The organism is Aminobacter sp. UC22_36 (assembly GCF_044056035.1).
Taxonomy (GTDB): domain Bacteria; phylum Pseudomonadota; class Alphaproteobacteria; order Rhizobiales; family Rhizobiaceae; genus Aminobacter.
In genome coordinates this window covers 520,727-544,304 of sequence record NZ_CP171995.1, presented here as the reverse complement: position 1 = coordinate 544,304, position 23,578 = coordinate 520,727, and the positions used below count along the sequence as shown (strand labels likewise).

Annotated in this window: 23 protein-coding genes and 1 pseudogene; 13 read left to right on the top strand and 11 right to left on the bottom strand. The window is 63.3% G+C overall.

The features are described from left to right. The first annotated feature begins 23 nt into the window (after positions 1-23). The 5 genes from ACHMW7_RS02395 to ACHMW7_RS02375 all read left to right on the top strand — a co-directional run bounded on the left by ACHMW7_RS02395 (position 24) and on the right by ACHMW7_RS02375 (position 3,619). Positions 24-530 carry a phage tail protein gene (locus tag ACHMW7_RS02395; RefSeq protein ID WP_395446291.1) on the top strand — a complete coding sequence of 169 codons (507 nt, stop codon included), beginning with the start codon at positions 24-26 and terminating at the stop codon, positions 528-530. A 12-nt stretch (positions 531-542) separates the two neighbouring features. Next, positions 543-1,046, top strand: a complete 504-nt coding sequence (locus tag ACHMW7_RS02390; protein ID WP_395446290.1) for a phage tail protein — start codon at positions 543-545, stop codon at positions 1,044-1,046. Between the two features lie 9 nt (positions 1,047-1,055). Further along, a complete protein-coding gene (locus ACHMW7_RS02385) occupies positions 1,056-1,577 on the top strand; it encodes a phage tail protein (protein WP_395446289.1) in 522 nt (173 codons plus the stop codon). Positions 1,578-1,606: 29 nt separating this feature from the next. Continuing rightward, positions 1,607-3,010: a hypothetical protein gene (locus ACHMW7_RS02380; protein WP_395446288.1), complete on the top strand. Its 1,404-nt coding sequence runs from the start codon at positions 1,607-1,609 to the stop codon at positions 3,008-3,010. Between the two features lie 66 nt (positions 3,011-3,076). Beyond that, the gene (locus ACHMW7_RS02375; RefSeq protein WP_395446287.1) at positions 3,077-3,619 is read left to right on the top strand and encodes a GNAT family N-acetyltransferase; all 543 of its coding nucleotides are present in this window, start codon (positions 3,077-3,079) and stop codon (positions 3,617-3,619) included. Between the two features lie 8 nt (positions 3,620-3,627). Here the strand turns inward: ACHMW7_RS02375 and ACHMW7_RS02370 are convergent, their stop codons facing one another. Then, positions 3,628-3,903, bottom strand: coding sequence for a DUF6916 family protein (locus ACHMW7_RS02370; protein WP_395446286.1), 276 nt, complete (start codon positions 3,901-3,903; stop codon positions 3,628-3,630). Between the two features lie 175 nt (positions 3,904-4,078). On the opposite strand from ACHMW7_RS02370, the gene ACHMW7_RS02365 reads away from it, so the two are divergent. The 3 genes from ACHMW7_RS02365 (at position 4,079) to ACHMW7_RS02355 (ending at position 5,663) form a co-directional block, all read left to right on the top strand. Then, a complete protein-coding gene (locus ACHMW7_RS02365) occupies positions 4,079-4,870 on the top strand; it encodes a SapC family protein (protein ID WP_395446285.1) in 792 nt (263 codons plus the stop codon). 218 nt (positions 4,871-5,088) lie between these two features. Next, the gene (locus ACHMW7_RS02360) at positions 5,089-5,445 is read left to right on the top strand and encodes a YqjD family protein (protein ID WP_395446284.1); all 357 of its coding nucleotides are present in this window, start codon (positions 5,089-5,091) and stop codon (positions 5,443-5,445) included. Positions 5,446-5,495: 50 nt separating this feature from the next. After that, positions 5,496-5,663 (top strand): Thivi_2564 family membrane protein, encoded by a 168-nt coding sequence (locus ACHMW7_RS02355; protein ID WP_395446283.1) that lies wholly within the window; start codon positions 5,496-5,498, stop codon positions 5,661-5,663. A 117-nt stretch (positions 5,664-5,780) separates the two neighbouring features. Here the strand turns inward: ACHMW7_RS02355 and ACHMW7_RS02350 are convergent, their stop codons facing one another. The 7 genes from ACHMW7_RS02350 to ACHMW7_RS02320 form a co-directional block, all read right to left on the bottom strand. Next, positions 5,781-6,584 carry an amino acid ABC transporter ATP-binding protein gene (locus ACHMW7_RS02350; RefSeq protein ID WP_395446282.1) on the bottom strand — a complete coding sequence of 268 codons (804 nt, stop codon included), beginning with the start codon at positions 6,582-6,584 and terminating at the stop codon, positions 5,781-5,783. Further along, positions 6,581-7,504 (bottom strand): amino acid ABC transporter permease, encoded by a 924-nt coding sequence (locus tag ACHMW7_RS02345; RefSeq protein WP_395446281.1) that lies wholly within the window; start codon positions 7,502-7,504, stop codon positions 6,581-6,583. The genes ACHMW7_RS02350 and ACHMW7_RS02345 overlap by 4 nt, the downstream gene beginning before the upstream one ends. A gap of 68 nt (positions 7,505-7,572) precedes the next feature. Continuing rightward, the gene (locus ACHMW7_RS02340) at positions 7,573-8,397 is read right to left on the bottom strand and encodes an ABC transporter substrate-binding protein (protein WP_395446702.1); all 825 of its coding nucleotides are present in this window, start codon (positions 8,395-8,397) and stop codon (positions 7,573-7,575) included. Positions 8,398-8,670: 273 nt separating this feature from the next. Beyond that, positions 8,671-9,486 carry an ABC transporter permease gene (locus ACHMW7_RS02335; RefSeq protein ID WP_395446280.1) on the bottom strand — a complete coding sequence of 272 codons (816 nt, stop codon included), beginning with the start codon at positions 9,484-9,486 and terminating at the stop codon, positions 8,671-8,673. Beyond that, the gene (locus ACHMW7_RS02330; RefSeq protein ID WP_395446279.1) at positions 9,483-10,370 is read right to left on the bottom strand and encodes an ABC transporter permease; all 888 of its coding nucleotides are present in this window, start codon (positions 10,368-10,370) and stop codon (positions 9,483-9,485) included. Before ACHMW7_RS02330 ends, ACHMW7_RS02335 begins: the two co-directional genes overlap by 4 nt. After that, positions 10,367-11,449 carry an ABC transporter ATP-binding protein gene (locus ACHMW7_RS02325; protein WP_395446278.1) on the bottom strand — a complete coding sequence of 361 codons (1,083 nt, stop codon included), beginning with the start codon at positions 11,447-11,449 and terminating at the stop codon, positions 10,367-10,369. Before ACHMW7_RS02325 ends, ACHMW7_RS02330 begins: the two co-directional genes overlap by 4 nt. Positions 11,450-11,528: 79 nt before the next feature. Further along, positions 11,529-12,563, bottom strand: a complete 1,035-nt coding sequence (locus ACHMW7_RS02320; RefSeq protein WP_395446277.1) for an ABC transporter substrate-binding protein — start codon at positions 12,561-12,563, stop codon at positions 11,529-11,531. Between the two features lie 170 nt (positions 12,564-12,733). On the opposite strand from ACHMW7_RS02320, the gene ACHMW7_RS02315 reads away from it, so the two are divergent. Next, on the top strand, positions 12,734-13,492 hold the full coding sequence (locus tag ACHMW7_RS02315) for a FadR/GntR family transcriptional regulator (protein ID WP_395446276.1): 759 nt from the start codon (positions 12,734-12,736) through the stop codon (positions 13,490-13,492). Further along, entirely contained in the window at positions 13,492-15,189 is a 1,698-nt protein-coding gene (locus ACHMW7_RS02310; RefSeq protein ID WP_395446275.1) for an AMP-binding protein, read from the top strand. Before ACHMW7_RS02315 ends, ACHMW7_RS02310 begins: the two co-directional genes overlap by 1 nt. 12 nt (positions 15,190-15,201) lie before the next feature. Here ACHMW7_RS02310 and ACHMW7_RS02305 read toward each other — a convergent pair whose 3' ends face one another. The 3 genes and pseudogenes from ACHMW7_RS02305 to ACHMW7_RS02295 all read right to left on the bottom strand — a co-directional run bounded on the left by ACHMW7_RS02305 (position 15,202) and on the right by ACHMW7_RS02295 (position 17,909). After that, on the bottom strand, positions 15,202-16,011 hold the full coding sequence (locus ACHMW7_RS02305; RefSeq protein ID WP_395446274.1) for an enoyl-CoA hydratase/isomerase family protein: 810 nt from the start codon (positions 16,009-16,011) through the stop codon (positions 15,202-15,204). Between the two features lie 118 nt (positions 16,012-16,129). Then, positions 16,130-17,122 carry an MDR family oxidoreductase gene (locus ACHMW7_RS02300; RefSeq protein ID WP_395446273.1) on the bottom strand — a complete coding sequence of 331 codons (993 nt, stop codon included), beginning with the start codon at positions 17,120-17,122 and terminating at the stop codon, positions 16,130-16,132. Positions 17,123-17,158: 36 nt separating this feature from the next. Beyond that, positions 17,159-17,909, bottom strand: a pseudogene (locus ACHMW7_RS02295) (FadR/GntR family transcriptional regulator). Between the two features lie 144 nt (positions 17,910-18,053). On the opposite strand from ACHMW7_RS02295, the gene ACHMW7_RS02290 reads away from it, so the two are divergent. The 3 genes from ACHMW7_RS02290 to ACHMW7_RS02280 all read left to right on the top strand — a co-directional run bounded on the left by ACHMW7_RS02290 (position 18,054) and on the right by ACHMW7_RS02280 (position 23,293). Continuing rightward, complete coding sequence (locus ACHMW7_RS02290) at positions 18,054-19,457, top strand: FAD-binding oxidoreductase (RefSeq protein ID WP_395446272.1); 1,404 nt, start codon at positions 18,054-18,056, stop codon at positions 19,455-19,457. 9 nt (positions 19,458-19,466) lie between these two features. Continuing rightward, positions 19,467-22,952, top strand: a complete 3,486-nt coding sequence (locus tag ACHMW7_RS02285; RefSeq protein ID WP_395446271.1) for an indolepyruvate ferredoxin oxidoreductase family protein — start codon at positions 19,467-19,469, stop codon at positions 22,950-22,952. A gap of 95 nt (positions 22,953-23,047) precedes the next feature. Continuing rightward, positions 23,048-23,293 (top strand): WGR domain-containing protein, encoded by a 246-nt coding sequence (locus ACHMW7_RS02280; protein ID WP_395446701.1) that lies wholly within the window; start codon positions 23,048-23,050, stop codon positions 23,291-23,293. Positions 23,294-23,578: the final 285 nt, after the last annotated feature.

Below are 23,578 nucleotides of genomic sequence, written 5' to 3'. Positions count from 1 at the left end.
AACGGCAAGATGAGGGATGCCAGATGGCAGAGCCGTTTCTATCCGAAATTCGAATGATGTCTTTCGTCTTTGCACCCAAGGGCTGGGCGTTGTGCAACGGACAGCTTCTGCCCATCAACCAGAACCAGGGCCTGTTTTCGCTGCTTGGCACGACATTTGGCGGCGACGGGCGCGTCAATTTCGCCTTGCCGGACTATCGTGGGCGCCTTCCGGTCCATGTTGGCGCCAGCCACACACTTGGCGAGCGCGGTGGCGAGCAGGCACACACATTGTCGATTGCCGAGCTTCCCACTCATACCCATGCCCTGCAGGCGGCCAGCGGCAATGCGACCTCGGCTGTCCCTTCCAACAGCACGGTGCTGGCGACTTCCGTAAACTACGAAGCCTACCGCCCGGCGTCGGCGCTGATATCGTTGCAATCGGCTACGGTTGCCAATGTCGGCGGTAGTCAGGCTCACCTCAACATGCAGCCGTTTCTCACGCTCAGCTTTTGCATCGCCCTGCAGGGCATCTTTCCTTCGCCGACTTAAAGGAGCGCGGCCATGGCACAGCCTTATGTTGGCGAAGTACGCATGTTTGCCGGCAATTTCGCACCGGCTGGATGGATGTTCTGCGAGGGGCAACTGCTGCCCATCTCGGAAAATGAGACGCTTTTCCAACTGATAGGCACGACCTATGGCGGCGATGGGGAGAGCACGTTTGCGCTGCCCGACCTGCGCGGCCGGGTGCCGCTGCACCAGGGCAACGGCTTCATCCTGGCAGAGACCGGCGGTGCTGAGGAGATCAACCTCACGGAGAACCAGATCCCTGCTCACAGCCACCCGCTGCTTGCGTCGACTGATCCCACCAACACGCTCAATTTCAAGAACAATGTCATTGGCACGCCGCTGACCGCGACGCCGTTCTTTGCGGCCACGCCTACGCTTGCCTTGTCGCCGGATGCCATAACGTCGGTGGGTGGCAGCCAGCCGCACACGAACTTCCAACCGTATCTTTGCATCAATTTTATCATCTCGCTGTTCGGGATTTTCCCGTCACCGACCTGAGAGGACGCTATGGCTGACCCCTTCGTCGCCGAAATCCGCATTTTTCCATTCAATTTCGCACCGAGAGGCTGGGCTTGGTGCGATCGGCAACTGCTTCCGTTGTCGCAGAACACGGCGTTGTTTTCGCTGCTCGGTACGACCTATGGCGGCAACGGCAAGAGCAATTTTGCCTTGCCTGATCTCCAGGGGCGGACACCGATGCACCCCGGACAAGGGCCCGGTCTCAGCTTGCACGACCTTGGCGAGCAGGGTGGCAGCGAAACGGTGACATTGCTCGAGTCCGAGATGCCTATGCACCGGCACGCCTTGCGCACCTACAATGATGTGGGGGAAGACCGGATACCCGGTCCGACGGAGGCCCTGGCACGGTCCACGGGTGGATTTCTCTACGGCAATCCGACAGCGCTCGGGGGCATGGCAGGCGACGCTTTGCCGCCTGCTGGGGGCGATGCGCCGCATAACAATTTGCAACCCTACCTCACCTGCTATTTCTGCATCGCGCTGCAGGGCGTCTTCCCGCCCAGAGGCTAATGAACTTCGAGCCACGCAGGACCAACATCATGGCCAAGAAAGCAGCTCCAAAGTCGAAGGCACCCGAAGGTGCCGGCAAGAAGGCCGCAGCCGCGGCTGCGAAGAAGCCGGCCGCGGTCAAGGCGGCACCCGCATCGAAGGCGAAATCCGCAGCTGAGGCTGCCGCGAAGAAGCTGGCTGTGGCAAGGGCACCCGCCTCAACAACGAAGGCAGCATCTGCGCCCGCGCCCAAGCCCGGCAAAACTCTGGCAGTGCGCGCGAAAAGGTCGAGTGCTCCGGCACTGCGGCATCTGCCGCCGGGAACGAAGTTCTTCGAGCTGTCGCGGCTGATGGTCGTCGCGCTCGATGGCGGCAGCAAGCTGGTGCAAAAGGCGCAGAGCGGACCCAACGGGCCGTGGGCCAAGGCTTGGTCACCGATCGCACCGGGTACCTACGCCATCATGGCAACGGGCCTGACGCGCGATGGCCGGGTCGCCGTGGTGGCGCAGCCCTCCGGCGGCCCACAACTCGTCTTCATCACCGAAGATGCCAACCAGGTCGGTCCTGTCGAGAAATGGAATGCGCCGGTCAACATCGGCGCCGTGCCGGGCGCTGCGGGCTATCAGAGCATGTCGATGGCGCGGGATGCCGATGGCCTGATCGAAGTCTTTGTCGTCACCGCCAATGGCCAGATCTGGTGGATACGCGAGAACCCGCCGAAGATTGTCGACAAACGGGTCACCATCACGCCGCCCGGCACCGACAAGCCGATCACCGTGACCGTCCAGGAGCAGGCACCGCCCGACAAACCCTGGAGCGACTGGCAGCAGATTCCGGGCAGCCTTGTCGCCATTGTCGCCCGGCGCCAGGGCGACGGTCGCATTGTGCTGTTCGGCATCAATTCGACGCTCAATCTCTATCGCTGCCAGCAATCGGTTGCGCGCACGACCGCTGTCGGCCAGTGGACGCCTTGGGTGATGATGAACACGCCGACGACCGGCACCTTCATCGGTATGGCGCCCGTGCTCGGACCGAGCGGGGCCCTCAATTTCTTCGGCCTGACCAACAACGGCCAGGTGGTGCACACAAGGCAGCAGCCTGCGGGCTCGGAGACGTGGACACCATGGGCGACGCCGGGTTTCTCGCGCACGGGCATCAACACGCTCGCCAGCGGCATACAGGGTGACAACGATATCGTGCTTGTCGCCAGTGACCACAGCCTCATCCACCAGTTCAACGCGCAAAACAGCGCACGCACCCGAGAACTGGACCGGCTGGCGCGATTTCTCCAGATCGGACGCTCGTGTCGAGTTCAAGCTCGACTACAATGCCGACGGGCGACTGATGCTGTTCAGCCACGCGGCCGCAGCGCCGGCTGGGGGCGGATTGTGGGCCAAGCGCCAGACCGCGCTGGACAGCACGGAATGGGACATCGATTGGGAGCAACTGGCTGATGGCGGTATCCGACGCTTCTCGGTGGTGCGTGACCTGACGCCGCCGAGCTGATGACGGCGAGCCCAGTGCGCAAAGCCGAGGCGGGTTCGGCAAGCGGTCTTCCTTCCTGGCGTCGGTCGCGTGAAGCCGGGCTGCGCTTTTGGCCCGTCGGCGACGAGGACCTGCCGTTCCTGTCGGCGCTTTATGCCTCGACGCGATGGCAGGAACTCGAGCCGACGGGATGGTCGGATGAACAGAAACGTTCCTTCCTGTCGCAGCAGTTTGCCGCGCAACACCACCACTACCTCACCCATTATACCGGTGCCGAACGGCTCGTCGTCCGTCGCGCAGGCCGCCCCATCGGCCGGCTCTATCTCGCGCGCTGGCAAGGCGAGGATCGTATCGTCGACGTCGCCTTCATGCCGGAGGCCTGCAACCGGGGCTACGGCACGGCAGTGCTGGGCGATGCGCTCGACGAAGCTTTCGCGGCGGGCAAGTACGCCTCGATCCATGTTGAAAAGAACAACCCGGCGAAACGGCTCTATCTGCGACTGGGGTTCACAGTCGTCGAAGACAAGTGCGTCTACGACCTGATGGCCGCGTTCCCGCCCGGCTGGCAGCCGTCATGACGACAACGTCAGTTGAACACGGCCTCGTAGAACACGGCCGTCGCGTCGGCCGAAACGGGCACGATGAAGATGTCGTCGGCGAAATTATTGCCGACAAAGCGGTACGTCGCCTGTTGCAGGGCTGTGTCGCGAGGCCCCTTGAAGAGCAACGAGAAGCCGCCACCCAAGCGCGAACTCGAAGAGAGCGGCCGGACCGCGTTCAGTTCGAGCGCCAGCTGCGTGTTGCCGACGTCGACGGTGAACGTCTGCCCGACAGAGCTTTCGAAATCCGAAGCCGAAATCATCTGGTCCGCCTTGAATCGCCTGCATCAGACGCCAATGTCGCTGCTCTGCAGGAGGCTGTCCAGAGCTGCCTGGCGAGTACCCGACGTTACGTCGCGCCGTTCCCTGCTATAGTTCCAAAGATGATCGCATGGGCGTGCGGCACCTGCGATTTGAGCCGGCAAAAGGATGCGAATGATGACTAACGCAAATACTGAAGCAAAGCCGGCGGCGGGCGCCGATGCCAGCGGACTGCCGCTGTTCTACGCCAGGCCCGAGGCGCTCAATCCGGTGCGTCATGGCTCGCTCGGCCTGACGTCGCGCAACGACTTTTCCTTCGCGCGCCTTGCCCATGCGATTCCCGTGGTGGCGTCGGAAATGCCGGCGGCCATGCGTTCCTATCCCATCGTCTTCATCGGCGCCAACAAGGCGCCCGTGATCATCACCGGCTTGCGTCAGAATGAGAACCTCTTCGTCGAGGCAAGCGGCAAGTGGCTCGAGCCGCATTACATCCCGGCCTATGTCCGCCGCTATCCGTTCATTCTCGCCGACGACGTGGGCTCGGGCCGATTGACCCTGTGTGTCGACCGTGCGAGCGAACGTGTCACCGACATAGCATCCGGTGCCGGCAAGGTGGCGCCGTTCTTCAACGGCGCGCAAGCCAGCGAAGCAAGCAAGCAGGCCCTCGCCTTCTGCAACCAGTTCCAGATCGATTTCAACGCCACGCGCGCGATGGTCGAGAAGATCGACGCCCACGGTCTGTTTGCGCCGCGCCAGAGCACCGTCACGCTGGAAGGTGGCGAAGTGCTGAACGTTACCGATTTCCAGGTCATCGACGAGCCGGCTTTCAACCAGCTTTCCGACGAGGCTTTCCTCGACCTCAGGACGTCAGGTGCGCTCGGGCTTGTCTATTGCCACCTGGCTTCGAGCAACAGCTGGACTTCGCTCGTCTACCAGGCGTCGCTGCGTCGCCTGGGCAACGCTGCCTGATTTCGGTCTCGATACGAGTAGGAGGCGCTGCTGCCCTGGCGGTCCTGTACGTCAGAAGCCTGTCGGTGACAGCATGTAGGTTCTTCAACCTGTCGGTAAGGTCTCTGGCGGAATGACACCGCCTGCTCCGATCGGTCCGCTCGGACCGGTCGGCCGGCCATTGAACGGAACGAATTGCCGTCTGCACCGTTCCCCATCTGGTTGCAGAAGGAAAAATCATGGCTGACACACCCAAGACTGATGTCTCGAGCGTCGAAAGCGTTCAAAAGTCAGTCGAAAAGCAGATCTCCGAGCTGCGCAAAGAGATCGCCAAAATCAACAAATCCCTTGCCGAACGGAGCGCAGAGCTTGTCTCCGACGCGCGCGACACGGCGACCGGCGCCATCGAGGAGGCGTCGAGCCGGACGTTGCGAGCGGCTCAGCAGCTTCGTACACAGGCCCAATCGGTTTCCGAGGCTGCCCGTGAGAACCCGGGCACAACCGGTGTCGTGGTTGGCTTGGCGGGTTTGGTCGGATTGATGATCGGCTTTGCCATTGCAAAAGGCTCAAGCGAGCAGCGTAACGGTTGGTATTGATCGCACTGCGCCCAGACCGGGCGCCAGTACAACGTCCCTAGGAGAACCACATGGCCTCATCTGCGCTCATCAGTATCCTGATCACATTCCTGGTGATTGTCCTTGTGCTTTATCTGGTTCAGCGATTGCCAATCGACGCCAAGATGCGGCAGATTGCGCAGATAATCGTGATTATCATCGGCATTATTTCGCTGCTCAAATACTTGGCAGTCTTTTAACCGGCTGTGCCACGACAACAAAAAGCGGCTTTTGAGCCGCTTTTTTGTCAGCCTCGGCACCGTTATGCGCCGCTGGCCAGTTATGGGCGCCACGCATCTGGCCAGCGCGTCCCCTCTTTACAGCACGTGAGACAAGAACTCCCTGGTGCGCGGCGATTGCGGGTTGGCGATCATCTCCCTCGGCTCGCCACGCTCTTCGACGACACCGCGATCCATGAAGATCAACTGGTCGCCGACCTCGCGGGCAAAGCCGATCTCGTGGGTGACGACGACCATCGTCATGCCGCTTTGTGCAAGGTCGCGCATGACCACCAGCACCTCGCCGACAAGCTCTGGATCGAGTGCCGAGGTCGGCTCGTCAAACAACAGCACCTTGGGGTTCATCGCCAGCGCGCGGGCGATCGCCACGCGCTGCTGCTGGCCGCCGGAGAGCTGGCGTGGATAGGCGTCGGCCTTGGCCGACAGCCCGACACGTTCGAGCAGCGCATAGGCCTTGTCCTTGGCTTCGGCCTTGGACAGGCCCTTCACCATCATCGGCGCCTCGATCAGGTTTTCGAGCGCCGTCATATGCGAAAACAGGTTGAACGACTGGAACACCATGCCGATGTCGGCGCGGCGCTGGCACAGCAGCTTGTTGTTGACCTCGTAGAGCTTGCCGTGGCGCAGGTCGTAGCCGACGAACTCGCCGTCGACCAGAAGCACGCCGCCGCTGACTTCCTCTAGGTGGTTGATGCAGCGCAGGAAGGTGCTCTTGCCCGAGCCCGACGGGCCGATGACGCAGGCGACCGAGCCTGTCGGCACGTTGAGGTCGATGCCTTTCAGCACCTCGACCGCGCCGAAGGATTTGCGCACGCCACGCGCGAACACCATCGAGTTGTCGGGGACGCCGAAGAGGGTCTGGTTTTCTGCTTTCGATGTCATGCCGGCTGTGCCACCCGTCCGAACCTGAAGGCACGCTTCAGCATGCCGCCCCATGAGACGCCCTGCTGCTGGTCGCTCCTGCCGTAATACTGCTCGATGTAATGCTGTCCGATCGACAGGATGGTGACGACGAACAGGTACCAGAAGGCCACAACGATCAGCAGCGGGATGGTCTCGAAGGTGCGGGCATAGATGCTCTGCGCGGCATAAAGCAGGTCGTTGACGGCGATGATGGTGACCAGCGAAGTGGTCTTCAGCAGATTGATCGTTTCGTTGCCAGTCGGAGGCACGATGAAGCGCATCGCCTGGGGCAGCGTGATGCGGCGCAGGATCAGCCGGTGGTTCATGCCAAGGCTGCCGGCGGCTTCGGTCTGGCCTGATGCCACCGAGTTGATGCCGGCGCGCACAATCTCGGCCATGTAGCCGGCTTCATGCAGCGACAGCGCGACAACGGCCGCGACGAAGGGCGTCATGAAGTCGTTGGTCTTGACGGTGAACAGCGTGCCGACGAACGGCAGCGTCAGCGAGAACTCGCGCACGATCAGCGCCAGATTGAACCAGAAAATCAGCTGGATCAACGCCGGCGCGCCACGGAAGAACCAGATGTAGGCGCTGGCAAAGGCGTTGAGGATGCGGCTCGGCGACAGCCGCATGATGGCAACGATGGTGCCGATGATGATGGCCAGCACCATGATGGTGACCGTCAGCACCAGCGTCTGGCCGAGGCCGCGGATGATCGAAGGATGAAACAGGTATTTGCCAACGGTCGGCCAGTCGAAGGCCGGGTTGGTGGCGAGCGCCCTGAGGATCAGCCCAAGGATGACAAGAGTGACAGCCGTGCCTGCCCACAGGCCATAGTGGCGCAGCGGAACGACTGTCAACGCCTCCGGTGGCGGTGCTTGCGTTTCGGCCCGGTTCATCTCAGCCGCCCTCTCAAACAAGTGCTGGTGGCCGGCGCGGGGGCTCTGCCCCTCGCCGGCCTTGTCGATTATTTGCGGATCTTGTCGGCGCTGTCGACGACGTAGGCTTCCTCGATCATCGCACTGGTCATGCCGTACTTGGCCATGATCGTCTTGTAAGTGCCGTTCTTGATCAACTCGTTGACACTGGCGGCCAGCATGTCGGCCGTGTCCTTGTCGCCCTTGGGAATGGCAATGCCAAGCGGTGCGACGTCGTAGAGACCAGGCACGACCACCATCTGGCCCTTGCTGGTCACTTCGAAATAGCCCGATGCCGTGGCGTCGTCGAGGCGGGCGTCGATGCGGTCGGAGAGCGCTGCCTGGATGATGTCCTTGCCTTCAGGAAAGATGCTCTTGGCGATCTCGGGCAGGCCCTTTTCCTTGCATTCGCCGCTCAGCCGGTCGGCGATGAAGTCCGACACCGCGCCGCCGATCACGCCGACGCGCTTGCCGCACAAATTGTTCTCGCCCTGGAACTGCGTTGCCTTGTCGGCAGTGGTGGAGGCGACGATGCCCGACTTGATGAACATCACGAAATCGACCTGCTTCAGGCGGTCGTCGGTCGCCGCAAAAGTTTCCCAGGCGACCTTGAAACGGCCGGCTGCCAGACCCGGCACCATCGAAGGGAAGGGAATGCGGGTGACTTCGAGCTCTGCGCCGAGTAGCTTGGCAGCTTCCTGCGCCAGCTCGATGTTGATGCCGACCTGCTTGCCGTTTTCATCGATGAATTCGAACGGTGCGTATTCAAGCGTATTGGCGATGATCAGCTTGCCGGTGTCCTTGACCTCGGCCGACTTTGGCAATTCGGCGGCGACAAGCGTGCCGGCGCCGACGACCAGGGCCGTGGCAGCCATCGCGGCAAATGTTGCGCCGCGCAGAAGCGAATGATGATGCACTTTGATCCTCCTCATGATGCTGAGATGGCCGGCGGCGGCTGCCCCTGGCTTCGTCCCCGTGACCGCCCTCCCCTCGATGGAGCGCGCTTCTTGATGGCGGCCGTCACGTCAGAACCAAATTCTGATATTGAAATGTATTTTTACAGTCGATGAATTGTCAAGCGAGCAGCCTTGTCCGGCATCATATTTCGCGCCGCAATCCGGAGGTTTTCCCGTTGCTTCGCACGCCCGTCAGAACCGCAGCGATCGCAGCCCGACGGTCCGGTCGATGATCAGGATCGCGGCGAAGGTCATGAAGATGCTGAGCGAGGCGATGGCAGCGGCTGTCGGGTCGAAATTGAAGCGCAGATAATCGAACAGTTCCAGCGGCAGCGTGTTCTTGCCGATCGATTTCAGCAGCAGCGAGATGTTGAAAATGTCGAAGGAGATGACGAAGGCAAACAGGCAGCCGGTGATGATACCTGGCTTGATCGCCGGCAGCGTCACACGCCGGAAGGTCATCCAGCCGCCGGCCCCAAGGCTGCGCGCTGCCTCTTCCTGCGAGCGGTCGAAATTGAACAGCGCGGAAGACACGTTGAGGAAGACATATGGGAAGGTGACGACGATGTGGCCGATCTGGATGCCGATCGAATAGTCGGTGCCGATCCGGATCTCGTAGAAATAAAACAGCAGCGCGATCGCCGTCAGGATCTCGGGCGCGAGAAGCGGGGCTGTCATGATCAGGCGGATGTAGTCGCGGGCGACTGTCGCATGGCGGGCGACATAGATCGCCGCCAGCGTGCCGATCACGCCATTGACGATTGTCGAGACCGCGGCGATCTGAATCGAATAGAGCGTGGCATCGAGGAAGCGCTTGTTTGAAAACAGCGCCTCGAACCAGCGCAGCGAAAAGCCTTCGAGCGGAAAGGCGAGGAATTCGCCCGAGTTGAACGACAAAAGCACCACCAGAACGATCGGGAACATCAGGAAGATGTAGATCGCGGCGACAAGCACCGTGAACAGGCGGTCCCAGATGGTTTTTTCGACGCCGCTCGATGCACCGGTCATGGCAGTCTCCGCATCGCGCGTGCCGTCAGCCTGAGGTAAAGCCCGACGAAGATGACCGCCACCGCCGCCATGATGATGGCGAGCGCTGCGCCTGCCGGCCAGCGGAAGTTGTCGACCAGATATTGCACCACCAGCACCGACATGGTGCGGCCGCCGGTGCCGCCGAGCATGGCCGGCGTGACATAGGCGCTGATCGACAGCACGAACACCAGGATGGTGCCGGCCTGGATGCCGGGCATGCTGAGCGGCAGGGTCACCTTCCAGAAAGTCCGCATTCGCGATGCGCCAAGCGAGCGCGACGCCATGGCGAGGTCCGGACTGATCGCCTGCAGATTGCCGAGCAGCGGCAGGATGATGAAGGGCAGGAACACATGCGTCAGCGCGATGGTCACGCCGAGCGAGTTGTTCATCAGCTGAAGCGGGAAGTCGATCAGGCCGGTGGCCTGAAGCGCCTGGTTGGCGACGCCGTTATTGGACAGGATGATCATCCAGGCGAATGTCCTGACGACCAGGCCGACGAGCAGCGGCGACAAGACGAAGATGTAGAGCAGGCTTGTCCAGCGCGAACGCGACTTGGCCAGGTGATAGGCTACAGGATAGCCGAGCAGCAGCGAAATGACCGTGACGGTGGCGCCGATCAGCAAGGTGCGGCCGAGAATGCCCCAGATGTAATAGTCGCCAAGTGCCGTCGCATAATGCGCCAGCGTAAAGCCTTCGCCATAGACGGCGCGGGTGGAGGCCTCGCGCAGGCTCATGGTGATGATGGTGAGATACGGCAGCGCGAAGAAGCCGATCAGCAGCACAAGTGCCGGAACCACCATCCAGGCGGTGCTGCCGCAATTGCTGCGGCTTGCAACGCGTGGGGCTGCGTCGACTGCGCTCATGATGCGAGCAACCAGGTATCGCGCGCGGCAAAGCGCAAGGCGACCTGCTCGCCGATGTCGAGCGGGTTGCGGCCGCTGACATCGACGATCACGCGGTCGCCGCTGGCGAGCCTGATCGCGAGTTGGTTGGCGCTGCCCTGATAGACCGAGTTGACGACGGCGCCAGCGAGCAAGTTCTCGCTGTGGCCGACCTCCCCTGCCCCGGCATCCCGCCTGAGCGTGCGGATGTTCTCCGGCCGGATCATGATCTTGACATCGGCGCCCTTGGCAAGGCCCGCCGGGCCTGTCGTGCCGATGTTGCCGCAAGGCGTGTCGACCTTGTAGCTGTCCTGGCCAAGCGCTTCGGCGATCTTGCCGGAAATGGTGTTCGAACGTCCGATGAAGGCAGCGACGGATTGTGAAGCCGGCCGTTCGTAGATCTCGCGCGGTGAGCCGAACTGCGAGATCGTGCCGGCGCTCATCACCACGATCTTGTCCGACATGACCATCGCCTCGGCCTGGTCGTGGGTGACGTAGATGCTGGTGATGCCGACACGTTGCTGCAGGTCGCGGATGAAGAAGCGCATTTCGTCGCGCAAGGTGGCGTCGAGATTGGCCAGCGGCTCGTCGAGCAGCAGCACGGACGGCTCGATGACAAGGGCACGGGCCAGCGCCACACGCTGCTGCTGGCCGCCTGAAAGCTCGCGTGGATAGCGCTTGTCGTAGCCTTCGAGGCGCACCATGGCGAGCACGTCGGCGATGCGCCGCTGGCGGTCCGGCACCGAAACCTTGCGGACCTCAAGGCCGAAGCTCAGGTTCTCGGCCACCGTCATGTGCGGAAACAGCGCGTAGGACTGGAACACCATGCCGATGTCGCGCTGCTCGGGCAGAGCGTGCGTCACGTCGCGCTCGCCAAACAGGATGCGGCCGGTGTCGGGCCGTTCGAAGCCGGCGATGCAGCGCAGGGTCGTGGTCTTGCCGCAGCCACTCGGGCCCAGCAGCGATACGAATTCGCCCTGGCCGATGGGGATCGAAATGTCCTTGAGGATGTGCAGGTTGCCATACCGCTTGTTGATACGGTCGATGGTCAGTGCGGTCATCCGATGTCCTCGCGCGGTTCGCGGCCGGGAGGTGGGGGCCCCTCCCGGCCATTACGTCGTTGCCGGTCGCGGCGTGGCGTTACGCCATCTCCCGGTTCCAGCGGTCGGCGACATCAGCCGCCTTGTCGACGTAGCTGTCCCAGTCGTAGCTCTTGATCTCGGCCATGCGCGGGCCGACGATCGGGGTACGCGCCTTCATTGCATCGTCGACGACGGACTCGCTGTTGCTGGGCGAGGTGTAGAAGGCCTTGGCCATGTCCTGCTGGACCTTGGCGTCGAGGATGTAGTTCAGATAGGCGTGCGCAGCGTCCTTCTCGGCGCCGGTGGCGACCAGGTTGAACGACTGCTCGAAGGCAAGCACGCCTTCCTTGGGTGCAACGATCGCAACCGGCGCGCCCTTGTCCTGCAGCGTCATGATCTCGGTCCAGTCGACCGGCGCGATGATCGCGTCGCCACGGATCAGGGCGGTTGCCACTTCACCGCTCCATGACGCCTGGGTGAACGGCAGCAGTTCCTTGATCTTGGCAAATGCGGTGTCGAAATCGTCTGGCCCGCTGCCGAACAGTTCGGCCACCAGGCGCAGGAACAGCACGGCGCCGGTGTTGCCGATCTGGTAAAGGCCGGTCTTGCCCTTGAATTCCGGGTTTTCCCACAGGTCATGCCAGGAGGTCGGCGCGGTCTTCACCAGGTCGGTGCGGTAGGCCAGGCCGATCGGTGAAACGATGGCGCGGATGCCCTTGGCGTCCTTGTTGACGAATTGGGGGGATATCTTCGCCGCGTTAGGCACCTTGGCGAGATCGAAGGGCTCGAAGAAGCCTTCGGCGCGCAGCACGGCGGCAATGTTTTCGTTGCCCATGAAGATGCTGTAGGGCGAACGGCCGCCGCCGGCGCGGATCTTGGCGACGAAATCCTTGCCGAGGCCGACATCGAGCTGCGGCTGGATGCCGGTTGCCGAGGTGAGGCCTGGCAAGAGCTTCTCTTCCCAGAACTTGGCCCACAGCCCGCCATAGGTCGGAACGACCAGTGGCGACTGCGCCGAAGCAAGTCGCGGCAAGGTCATCGAGGCAATAGCCGTCGTCATACCGACGGCGAATTCACGCCTTGTCAGCTTCATCGGAAATTATCTCCCATGTTCCCGCTGAAGTTCTTATTGTGGCTTGCGTCGCGGGTCGAAAGCGCAGCCCTGTTGGATCGAAGGCTTGCATTTTTGGATCAGGCGGTCAACAATTTAGATATTGTAATATTGAAATAATAAGAAGCGGCAACGAGGGAGAGAATACGGGCATGGAGGACGCCAAGCAGGCAGTCCAGGCGACCAAGAGCCTGGCACATCAAATCGCGACGGCACTCCAGCAGGAGATCGTGCAAGGCACGCTCAGCGTCGAGGCGCGGTTGCCATCCGAAGCCGAGATCGCGCAGCGCTTCGGCGTCTCGCAGCCGACGGTGCGCGAGGCGCTCAAGATATTGGCGGCGAAGAAGCTGGTGCGCTCCAAGCGCGGTCCCAATGGCGGCGTCTTCGTCAATGCGCCCTCGCTCACCGCGGCCAGCCAGATGCTGCAGGAGATGACGACCTGGTTCGTCGGCCTCGGCGTGTTCGGCTTGAACGAGATCGTCGAAGCACGCCTGCTGCTCGGCCGCACCTGCGTGCAGCTCGCCGCCGAACGTGCGACGGCCGAAGACCTCGAATCGATCGAGGCGACACTGGAGGCCTTCGAACGCGACGACATCTCCGATGAGGAGTTTTGCCGGCTCGATGTCGCCTTTCACCACGCCATCGCCCAAGCGACGGGCAACAATGAACTGCGCTTCATCATGCTTGTCGTCAACGACTCGCTGATCCCGGCGACCAACATGATCTCCTTCCGCTTCCGCGAGCGCGGCCGCGTGGTGTCGTTGCACGCCGACATACTGGAAGCGCTGCGTGCCCGCGACGCCGCGGCGGCCACCGCGGCCTTCGAGGAACTCATCGCCTATCAGTCGAGCGTCTACGAAAAGGCCCTTTCGGCGCGCCAGGATGCCGCCGCCCAGAGGCAGGAAGCCTGATGAGTCAACTCGTGGCGCCTGGGCAGAAGCTGATCGAAGAGCAGCTGCCGGACGGGCGGCGCGTCTATCGCAGCGCGATCCGCCTGCCCAGCGATCTGCCCGACATCTTTACACGGCTTGTCAAATGGGCGGCCGAGCAGCCGGACAAGGTGCTGCTGTCCGAGCCCAGAGAAGGCGCCAGGGGCGCCATCAGCTACAGCGAAGCACTTTCCCGCGCTCGTGCCATGCGGCGGCTGCTGGCGGGCCGCTATGGCCTGCGCAAGGGCGATAGCGTGGCGACTTTGGCTCCGGCTGGCGTCGATGCCCTGGTGCTCAAGCTCGCCTGCCTGTCCGGCGGCTTCGTTCATGCTGCCTTGCCGCCCTTCCCCTTTCGCGACGGGGTCGAAAGCGAAGCGACAAGACCGTTTCTCGAAACTGCCAAACCCAAGCTGATTGTGGCGCCCTCGGGCCATCCGGCCATCGAAGGCATGAATGCTGTTTCGCTTGGCGACCTGGCACGCTTTAGCATGGACCGAGCCGCGCCTGAGACGGACGAGCCCGCCGCACCCGACGACCGGGCGGCGATCTTCTTCACCTCGGGCAGCACCGGGTCGCCCAAGGGCGTGCCGATCACCCGTGGCATGATCTCGTCCAACCAGGGTGCCATCGCCGCGATGTGGCCGTTCGTGGCCGAGACTCCGCCGGTGCTGGTCGACTGGCTGCCCTGGCACCATGTTTTCGGCGGGCTCGACAACATCTTCAAAGTGATCTGGAACGGCGGCACGATGCATGTCGACGCCGCCCCCAGCCCGTCGACAATCGAGGCAACCGCGCGGCTCATGGCGGAGGTTGCCCCCACCATGCATATCGCTGTCCCGCTCGGACTGAAGCTGCTGCTCGACCGATTGGAAAAGGATGATACAGCCGCCCGCGCGCTGACTCGAAAGCTGCGCGCCATTTTCTTTGCCGGCGCGGGTATCGATGCCGAGCTCTGGCGCAGGCTCGTTACCTTCCGCGACAGCCATGGCGATTTCCAGATCCTGTCGGGTTATGGCGCGACCGAGGCCGCCTCGACGATCACGCTGTCGCCGGCGCCGCTGGAGCGACCGGGCGAGCTTGGCCATCCCCTGCCCGGCCATCGTGTGGCCCTGGTCGACATCGATGGTCGCAGCGAGCTGCGCGTCACGGGCCCCAACGTCGCACCCTGCTATCTCATCGAGGGCCGCACCGTCCCATTGCCCATGGACGAGCATGGTTTTTATCGTACCGGCGATGCCGCCGTGCTGCGCCAGCGCCCGGACGGCGTTGCGGTGTTCGGTTTCGATGGCCGGCTTGCCGAGGACTTCAAGCTGTCGAGCGGGGTCAAGGTGCGCACCGGGCCGTTGCGCGCCGGCCTTTTGGCGCAATGCGCGCCGCTGGCCGACGACATCGTCATTTCGGGCGAGAACCGCGACCGGCTGGTGGCGCTGATTTTCGTTTCAGTGGCGGGCAAAGCGCGGGTCGATGAGATCGGCGCACGCATCGCCGGCTGGAACGCCGCCAATCCCTCCGGTTCGACGGTGATTGCCCGTTTCGATGTTGCGACAGGGCCGGCCGACCGCGCCAAGGGCGAGCTGTCGGACAAGGGGCAGATCGTGCAGTCGCGTTACTTGCGCAACCATGCCGAACTGTTCGAGGCGTTGCAGGCGGGCGGTGGTCAGGCGCCCGAGGGCGCCTGAGCACTTTCGAGCCTAGTCCAGATCGCGGAACGGCTTCTCGCGGATGTCGAGGAATTCCTTCAGTGAATGCTCCTTGAGCAGTCGCATCCAGTAGCGCCCCTCTTCCGAACCGTGCAGGATTGCCGTCGTCTCGCGGTTATAGGTCCACGAGCTTTCAAGGCCGGCCGTCTGCTGCTGGTGGTTGAGTGCTGCCTTGGCGAACTTGATTGCGGCGCCTGGCATGCGGGCGCATTTGCGCGCCAGCTTCTCGGCCTCGGCCTTCAGCTGGTCGCGCGGCACCGCCTTGTTGACGAGATGGATACGCGCGGCCTCGCGGCCGTCGATCAGATCGCCGGTGTACATCAGGTGGCGCGCGTGGATCATCGGCACCGTCCAGGGCAGCATCAGTGTCGGCGGCGCCGAGACGTGGCGCACTTCCGGCTCGCCGAGCATGGCGTCTTCGGCGGCGATGGTCATGTCGCAGCACATCATCAGCTCCAGCCCGCCGGCCAGGGCATAGCCATTGACGGCGGCGATGATCGGGATCGGTGTTTCGCGGATGAACTTCATGCGCCGCATATTGGCACCGATGTCCTCGCGCCAGGCCTCGGTGTCCATCTCGAAATCTTCGCCGCCAAGATCGAAGCCTGCGGTGAAGGCGCGACCGGCGCCGGTGATGATGATCGCCCGGATTTCAGGATCCTTGACCGCGCGGACGATCGCCGCCTCGAGCGCGTCGCCGAGCTCCTGGTTCATGGCGTTCATCTTGTCCGGGCGGTTGAGCGTCAGCGTGACGAACGCGTCTTCAGCGTCCTTTTCCCACAGTACGACTTCGCTGGTCATGATCTCCTCCCTCTAAGAGCGCCGTGCGTCTGTGCGGACGCGCACAAAGGACGCTCGTGGTGTTGAATCTGCGCATCGTGTGTTTCCGAAAATCGATTTCGATTTTCGGGCCGATGCGCTACGCGATTTCGATGACGACGCGGCCGCGTATCTGACCGGCCACGATGCGATTGGCGAGTTCAGGCAGCTCCGCCATCTTGTGGGTTTCGGTCATTGCTGAAAGCTTGGCGCGGTCGAGATTGTCGGCGAGTGTGCGCCAGGCCCGTTCCCGCTTCGCCTGCGGCGCGTAAACGGAATCGACGCCGATCAGTGTCACGCTGCGCAAGATGTGTGGCATGACCGTGCCAGGCAGGTTGTGGCCGCCGGCCAGCCCGCAAGCCGCAACCGCGCCACCATAGACAGTCTGCGCCAGCGCATTGGCGAGCGTCGTCGAGCCGACGGAGTCGACAGCCCCGCTCCAGCGCTCCTTCTGCAGCGGCCTGACCTCGGCGGCGAGCTCGGCGCGATCGAGGAAGGACGTTGCGCCCAAAGAGCGGAGATAATCATGGGTCTCGGCGCGGCCGGTCGAAGCAACGACGGCATAGCCCTTGGAAGACAGCAGGCTGACGGCGGTGGAGCCGACGCCACCGGCGGCACCCGTCACCAACACCTCGCCCTTGCCCGGCTGGATCACGCCCCAGTCTTCGAGCGCGTCGACGCACAGCGCTGCAGTGTAGCCTGCGGTGCCGATCGCCATCGCCTGTTGCATGGTAAAGGCGTCAGGCAGTCGGATCAGCCATTCCGGCTTCAGCCTTTGGAAGCGCGTATAGGCGCCCCACTCCGTCTCCGACATGCCCCAGCCATTGGCGACCACCTTGTCGCCCACCTTCCACGCCGGCGAGCGGGACTCGACGACTGTGCCAGCGATATCGATGCCGGCGACCATCGGCAGGCGGCGCGCTATGCGGCCCTTGCCCGAGATGGCGAGGCCATCCTTGTAGTTCAGGCTCGAATAGGCGACCTCGACCAGCACGTCGTTGTCTGGCAGGTCGGCCTTGGTGATGTCGCGGAAACCGGCACGCGGCTTGCCGTCGACATCTTCCAGCATCATCGCCGTAAAAGTCTCGCTCATGAAAGTCTCCAGGAAGTCATGGGTAAATCTCGCGCGTCAGCCGCGCTTTGCCTCGCGTTCGGCGCGCCGTGTCAAGCTGAGCGCATAGCTGTCGCGGACATAGCTCAGGAGCTCTGACAGCACGGCGACGGCGCTCGTCGGGTTGCGTGCTTCGAGTGCCGCAGCCAGTCTTTCGTGGAAATCGGCGACCGTGCTGCGTTCGCGCACATGCGATACGATCATGTTGGTGATCGGCATGAAGGCCTCGACTACCGTGTACATCATCAGGCTGAGCGGGCCGTTGCCCGCCGCTTGCACCACGGCGCGGTGGAAACGCACGTCCGAGGCGCAAAAGTCCTCGTCGCTGAGTAGCTTGGCACGCTGCAGCGCGATCTCGGCACGCATCGCCGCCAGATCGGCTTCGCTGCGGCGTTCGCAGGCCAGGCGGCAGCAGATTGCTTCCGTTTCCAGCCGCGCGCCGATGATCTCGTCGATGTCGAAGGCGCCGACGCCGACCAGCAGGGTCGCTGCGCCCGTGATCGCTGACGACAGCCCTTCCGGGATCGGGGCGGCTGACAAAGGTGCCGCCGGTTGGGCCGCGCTGCGAGCGGATCAGGTTTTGTGCCGCGAGCCGCTTCAACGCCTCGCGCACGGTCGGGCGCGAGATGCCGAAACTCTTGGCCAGGTCTTCTTCGGTCGGCAGGCGTTCGTCGATCTGCAGGCGGCCGTCGAGGATGGCGGCGCGAATCTTGTCGGCGACCTGCCGGGCAACGCCGGTGCGCACCACGTCCTGATATTCGATCGGCATTCGACCTCCGTCGGCGCGACCTGAAAAGGCCGGCACTCGTCTCGACATGGAGATAAACAATATAGGTTTGACAAATATTGCAAGCGAAATAAGCTTGACCGAGACAGCGCCCGGAAATGGCTTCCTCCGGGCCATCCAGGCATCATGGCGCGACCGACCGATCAGGTTCTTTCCACCCTTCAGACGCGGCTCGACAAGGCCGCGATCCTGGCAGGCGATGACATCGACCCACGCTACAGCGACGACCTTTCCGGTGAGCCGGGCGCGCGGCCCGAACTTGTGCTGCGTCCCCGCAGCACGGACGAGGTGGCCGAGATCCTGAAGGCCTGTAACGCCGCCCGCTTGCCGCTTGTCGTCCAGGGTGGGCGCACAGGGCTCTCCGGCGGGGCGAGGGTGCTGGCTGGGGAGGCCGTGCTTTCGCTCGAGCGCATGACCGCCCTGCAGGAGGTCGAGCCGACCGCGGGCACTGTCATCGCCGAGGCCGGCGTGCCGCTGCAGGTCGTGCAGGAAAAGGCCGATGCGGCGGGGCTGGTCTTTGGCGTCGACATCGGCGCGCGCGGCACCGCCACCATCGGCGGCAACATCGCTACCAATGCCGGTGGCATCCGCGTTTTGCGCTACGGCAATTTTCGCGCCCAGGTTCTGGGGCTGGAAGCCGTGCTTGCCGACGGCTGCGTGGTGTCCTCGCTCAAGGGCCTCGCCAAGGACAATTCCGGCTACGATCTCAGCCAGCTTTTCATCGGCAGTGAAGGCACGCTCGGTGTTGTCACTCGAGCCTGCCTGAAGCTTCATCCCAGGCCGGTCACCCAGTCGGCCGCCTTCTGTTCGCTGCCTTCGCTTGATGCCGCCTTTGGCCTGCTCAAATTCCTGCGCGGTCGCCTTGGCAATTTGTTGGCCGGTTTCGAGGTCATCCTGGCGCCGCTGATGGGCGACATGGTCGCGGCGCTGAGGCTGACCGCTCCTGTTGCGCTTTCATCGCCGGTCTATGTGCTGACCGACATCCAGGGCATGACGCCAGGCGCTGACGAGGAAGCCTTCACCGACGCCCTGTCGCAGGCGATCGAGGACGGGCTGGTCGAGGATGTCGTGGTTTCGCAGTCCGAGCGCGAGTTCCAGGCGCTGTGGACGTTGCGCGACGACTGCAACCGTTTCTTGTTCGCCGAGGGCGTGATGCTCAGCCTCGATGTCAGCCTGCCGCTGCCGCGCATGGGCGAATTCCTCGATCTGGCCGGGGTGGCCCAAAGCCACGCCGATCCGGCGGCACAAGCCTACATCTTCGGCCATCTCGGCGACGGCAATCTGCACTACGTTGTCCGCACCGACAGGCCCAACGACGTCGCCAAAGCGGTGTTCGACTGCGTTGCCCGAACTGGTGGATCGATCTCTGCGGAACACGGCATCGGCCTCGACAAGAAGGCCTATCTGCACCTGACGCGGGACGCGGCCGAACTGGCAGCGATGCGGCGGCTCAAGGCAGCGCTCGACCCCGGCAATATCCTCAATCCCGGCCGCATCTTCGACATGCTCCCTGCCCCGCTCAACGTTTGAGAATTCGTCATGACCGCAGTCAAGTCTTCCGAAAATGGCGCCCAAAAGGTCGACATGCCCTCAGTGCTCGACGAGCGTTACACGCTCGAGCGCGGCCGCATCCTGGTGTCGGGCACACAGGCTTTGGTGCGCCTGCCGATGGTGCAGCGCCAGCGTGATCTGGCCGCAGGCCTCAATACTGCCGGATACGTCTCTGGCTATCGCGGCTCTCCCTTAGCCGGCTTCGATCGCGAAATGGGCAGCGCCAAAAACTATCTCAAGGCCAGCCACATCGTCTTCCAGCCCGGTCTCAACGAGGACATGGCGGCGACCGCCGTGTGGGGCACGCAGCAGGCGGGCATGTTCCCCGGCGCGCGCTACGATGGCGTGTTTTCGATGTGGTACGGCAAGGGCCCAGGCGTCGACCGCACCATGGACGTCATTCGCCATGCCAATGCCGTCGGCACCAGCAAGCATGGCGGCGTGCTGCTGCTCGTCGGCGACGATCATGGCGCCGTCTCCTCCACCCTGCCACACCAGAGCGAGCACAATCTGATCTCGGCCATGGTGCCGTTGCTGTCGCCGGCGGGTGTCGGCGAATATATCGACTACGGCCTGCTGGGCTGGGCGATGAGCCGCTATTCAGGCGCCTGGGTCGGCTTCAAGTGCCAGACCGAAATCGTCGAATGCTCGGCATCAGTCGATCTTGATCCGTCGCGGCTCGAGATCGTCACCCCTGCCCTGCCGCTTCCGGCGGATGGTCTGTCGATGCGCTGGCCTGACGGCCAGCAGGCGATGGAGCGCAGGCTCGAGACCAAGCTTGCCGCTGTCCTTGCTTTTGCCCGGGTCAACCGCCTCGACCGGCAGGTCTGGCCCTCCGCCAAGGCCAGGCTCGGCATCGTCTCGACCGGCAAATCCTGGCTTGATCTCAAGGGCGCACTTTCGCTGCTCGGCATTGACGAGGCCCGCGCGGCCGAACTCGGCATCCGCCTTTACAAGGTCGGCATGGTCTGGCCATTGGAGCCGGAAGGCCTGCGCGAATTCGCTGACGGGCTCGAGCAGGTCCTCGTCGTCGAGGAAAAGCGCCCTGTCATCGAAGAACAGATCAAGTCGCTTCTGTTCAACCTGCCGGGCGACCGCCGGCCGCAGGTGTTCGGCAAGACCGGCCCGGACGGGGCCGCTCTCCTGCCCTCGATCGGCGAGATTGGCGCGCTGTCGGTGGCGCGCGCCATCCTGCAATGGCTCGGCACGAAAGACGCCGGCCTCGCCGATCGCGCCGTGCAGCTGTCAACTGTCGGGGCCCCCTCCCCTGCCGTGTCAGGCCTGCTCAACCGCGAGCCCTATTTCTGCTCGGGCTGCCCGCACTCCACCTCGACCGTCGTGCCCAAGGGCAGTCGCGCTTCGACCGGCATCGGCTGCCACATGATGGTGATCGGCATGGAACGCGATACCGCGACCTTTACCCAGATGGGCGGCGAAGGCGGATCGTGGATCGGCCTGTCGCCCTTCACCGACGAGAAGCACATCTTTGTCAATATGGGCGACGGCACCTACTTCCATTCCGGCCTGCTGGCCATCCGCGCCGGCATCGCCGCCAAGGTCAATGCCACCTACAAGATCCTCTACAATGACGCTGTCGCCATGACCGGCGGCCAGCGCCACGATGGCGAGCTGTCGGTGCCCTCGATCGTCAGCCAGGTGCTGGCCGAGGGTGCCAGGCGGGTCGTTGTCGTTTCGGAACGGCCGCAACTGCTGGCCGGCCTCTTGCCCCGCTCGGTCAATGTACGCCACCGCGATGAACTCGATGAGGTGCAGCGCGAGCTGCGCGAGATCGAAGGCGTCACGGTGTTGGTCTATGATCAGGTCTGCGCCGCCGAAAAGCGCCGCCGCCGCAAGCGCGGCACCTACCCTGTCTCGCCCAAGCGCGCCTTCATCAACGAGCTGGTCTGCGAAGGCTGCGGCGATTGCTCGGCAGTCTCGAACTGCATCTCTATCGAACCGCGTGAGACCGAGTTTGGCCGCAAGCGCGCCATCAACCAGTCGAGCTGCAACACGGATCTCAGCTGTACCAAGGGCTTTTGTCCGAGCTTTGTTACGATCGAAGGCGGGAGGCTGCGCAAGCCACAGGCCAGGGCTGCCGGCGGCGTCGATGCCGGCCTTGCCGAGCCAACTCGCCCGGCCCTGGGCAACGAGCCTTACAGCGTGTTGCTCACCGGCATTGGCGGCACCGGCGTGATCACGGTAAGTGCTATCCTGTCCCAGGCAGCCCATCTCGACGGGCTGTCGCTGGTCACACTCGACCAGACCGGCCTTGCACAGAAGAACGGTGCAGTGGTCTCGCATATCAGGCTTGCGCGGTTGCCCGAATTGCTCAACGCGGCGCGCATCGGCCCCGGCGAGGCCGATCTGGTGCTCGGCTTCGACCTTGTCGTCGCCGCCTCGCAGAACGCCATCGCCACCTTTGGCAAGGGGCGGACCCGGGCCGTGGTCGACGACCATTTTGCCCCGACCGCCTCCTTCGTCAAGGACACCACCATCGACTTCCGCGAAGGCGCCACGTTGCGCCGGTTGCGCAATGCCGGCGCCGAGGATGCACTCACCACCTTGCCCGCGATGAAACTTGCGACGGCACTCTTCGGCGACGCGATTGCCGCCAACATGTTCCTGCTTGGTCACGCCTGGCAGAAGGGACTTGTGCCGATCAGCCGCGAAGCGATCGAAAAGGCCATCGACCTCAATGGCGCTGGCGTCGCCATGAACCGTGCCGCCTTTGCCTGGGGCCGGCGCTCGGCCGAGGACATGGATTTCGTCAGCCGGCAGGCTGGGACGGCTCCGGCGTCTGCGTCGGAAACCAAGTCGCTTAATGAGATTGTCGCGCATCGGGTAGCATTCCTCGCCGGTTACCAGAACGCTAGATATGCCGAGCGCTATCGTGCGCTGGTCGAGAAGGCACGGCAGGCCGAGGCGAGGGTGGCACCGGGTCAGGAAGCATTCGCCACTGCCATTGCCAAGGCTGCATTCCAACTGATGGCTTACAAGGACGAGTACGAAGTGGCGCGACTGCATCGCGATCCGGCGTTCCGGCAAAAGCTGGCCGATCAGTTCGAAGGCGATTTCAAGCTCCAGTACAATTTGGCACCGCCGATGCTGACCCGCACCGACCCGCGCACTGGCCATCCCGCCAAGGTCGCTATCGGCAGCCGCTGGATCGAGCCGGCCTTCGCCGTGCTTGCCCGGCTCAAGGGCCTGCGTGGCACGCGCTTCGATCCGTTCGGCCGCACCGCTGAACGCAAGATGGAACGGAGGCTGGTGGCAGACTATTTCACGCTCGTTGGGGAGCTTGCCGTCCGCCTGTCAGCTTCGAACCTGGCTATGGCTACAGAACTTGCCGGCTTGGCCGAGACTGTCCGCGGCTATGGCCATGTGAAGCTGGCGGCTGTCGAGCGGTATGAAAAGCGCAAGTCCGAACTGCTCGCCGCTTTTGCGCAGGTCGCGTCTGTGAGGCACGTGGCCTGAATGGCATAGTCCCATCAATGCGCTGAATCGAAGACGGCTGATCGATTCAGGAGTTTCATTGGACCGTGGAATCGCCGCAGGTGATTCTGCCGGCCATGCAACAGCCGAGCCCCATCCTGCATCTCCAGCGCCGCGACCCGAGTCGAAACATGGCGCGGTTCTATTGCCTCTCGGTTGAGCAGTCGCTGTTTGGCGATGTAGCGCTGGTCCGGGAATGGGGCCGCATCGGCACGTTGGGCAGAAGACGTCTCGATCTCTACGCCGATGCAGCCCAGGCGCAGGAGGCTTTGCGCAGCCTGGCGGCCTCCAAGTTCCGGCGCGGCTACAGTACTGTCGGTTGACAGCTGTCAACGACCTGGTGACAGGTCCGAAACGATCGCCGTAGTCGGCCGTTTCGCTTCCGTCACAATGGTTAATTCCTGTTAACTATAAACAAGTTGACTCGACTCGGCCGCTCCAGCACCCTTGTTACGGTAGATCGTCGTAATTCGGTGCGTCCGGCGTAACCACTTCAGCAAACCGTTATCCACGCTCCGCCACGTTAAAATGTGCGAAGGCGTAACCCGGATTCGGATTCTGCAGCGAATCGGCGCATAAATCTTAACGAAGCCTGACGGTGCGTCGCG

Coding starts and splice junctions, on each gene's coding strand:
- ACHMW7_RS02360 (WP_395446284.1), top strand. CDS start 5,089: ATGGCTGACACACCCAAGACTGATGTCTCGAGCGTCGAAAGCGTTCAA.
- ACHMW7_RS02350 (WP_395446282.1), bottom strand. CDS start 6,584: ATGACATCGAAAGCAGAAAACCAGACCCTCTTCGGCGTCCCCGACAAC.
- ACHMW7_RS02305 (WP_395446274.1), bottom strand. CDS start 16,011: ATGACCAGCGAAGTCGTACTGTGGGAAAAGGACGCTGAAGACGCGTTC.
- ACHMW7_RS02315 (WP_395446276.1), top strand. CDS start 12,734: ATGGAGGACGCCAAGCAGGCAGTCCAGGCGACCAAGAGCCTGGCACAT.
- ACHMW7_RS02385 (WP_395446289.1), top strand. CDS start 1,056: ATGGCTGACCCCTTCGTCGCCGAAATCCGCATTTTTCCATTCAATTTC.
- ACHMW7_RS02340 (WP_395446702.1), bottom strand. CDS start 8,397: ATGGCTGCCACGGCCCTGGTCGTCGGCGCCGGCACGCTTGTCGCCGCC.
- ACHMW7_RS02330 (WP_395446279.1), bottom strand. CDS start 10,370: ATGAGCGCAGTCGACGCAGCCCCACGCGTTGCAAGCCGCAGCAATTGC.
- ACHMW7_RS02370 (WP_395446286.1), bottom strand. CDS start 3,903: ATGATTTCGGCTTCGGATTTCGAAAGCTCTGTCGGGCAGACGTTCACC.
- ACHMW7_RS02395 (WP_395446291.1), top strand. CDS start 24: ATGGCAGAGCCGTTTCTATCCGAAATTCGAATGATGTCTTTCGTCTTT.
- ACHMW7_RS02285 (WP_395446271.1), top strand. CDS start 19,467: ATGACCGCAGTCAAGTCTTCCGAAAATGGCGCCCAAAAGGTCGACATG.
- ACHMW7_RS02380 (WP_395446288.1), top strand. CDS start 1,607: ATGGCCAAGAAAGCAGCTCCAAAGTCGAAGGCACCCGAAGGTGCCGGC.
- ACHMW7_RS02310 (WP_395446275.1), top strand. CDS start 13,492: ATGAGTCAACTCGTGGCGCCTGGGCAGAAGCTGATCGAAGAGCAGCTG.
- ACHMW7_RS02355 (WP_395446283.1), top strand. CDS start 5,496: ATGGCCTCATCTGCGCTCATCAGTATCCTGATCACATTCCTGGTGATT.
- ACHMW7_RS02335 (WP_395446280.1), bottom strand. CDS start 9,486: ATGACCGGTGCATCGAGCGGCGTCGAAAAAACCATCTGGGACCGCCTG.
- ACHMW7_RS02325 (WP_395446278.1), bottom strand. CDS start 11,449: ATGACCGCACTGACCATCGACCGTATCAACAAGCGGTATGGCAACCTG.
- ACHMW7_RS02365 (WP_395446285.1), top strand. CDS start 4,079: ATGACTAACGCAAATACTGAAGCAAAGCCGGCGGCGGGCGCCGATGCC.
- ACHMW7_RS02390 (WP_395446290.1), top strand. CDS start 543: ATGGCACAGCCTTATGTTGGCGAAGTACGCATGTTTGCCGGCAATTTC.
- ACHMW7_RS02300 (WP_395446273.1), bottom strand. CDS start 17,122: ATGAGCGAGACTTTTACGGCGATGATGCTGGAAGATGTCGACGGCAAG.
- ACHMW7_RS02290 (WP_395446272.1), top strand. CDS start 18,054: ATGGCGCGACCGACCGATCAGGTTCTTTCCACCCTTCAGACGCGGCTC.
- ACHMW7_RS02280 (WP_395446701.1), top strand. CDS start 23,048: ATGCAACAGCCGAGCCCCATCCTGCATCTCCAGCGCCGCGACCCGAGT.
- ACHMW7_RS02345 (WP_395446281.1), bottom strand. CDS start 7,504: ATGAACCGGGCCGAAACGCAAGCACCGCCACCGGAGGCGTTGACAGTC.
- ACHMW7_RS02320 (WP_395446277.1), bottom strand. CDS start 12,563: ATGAAGCTGACAAGGCGTGAATTCGCCGTCGGTATGACGACGGCTATT.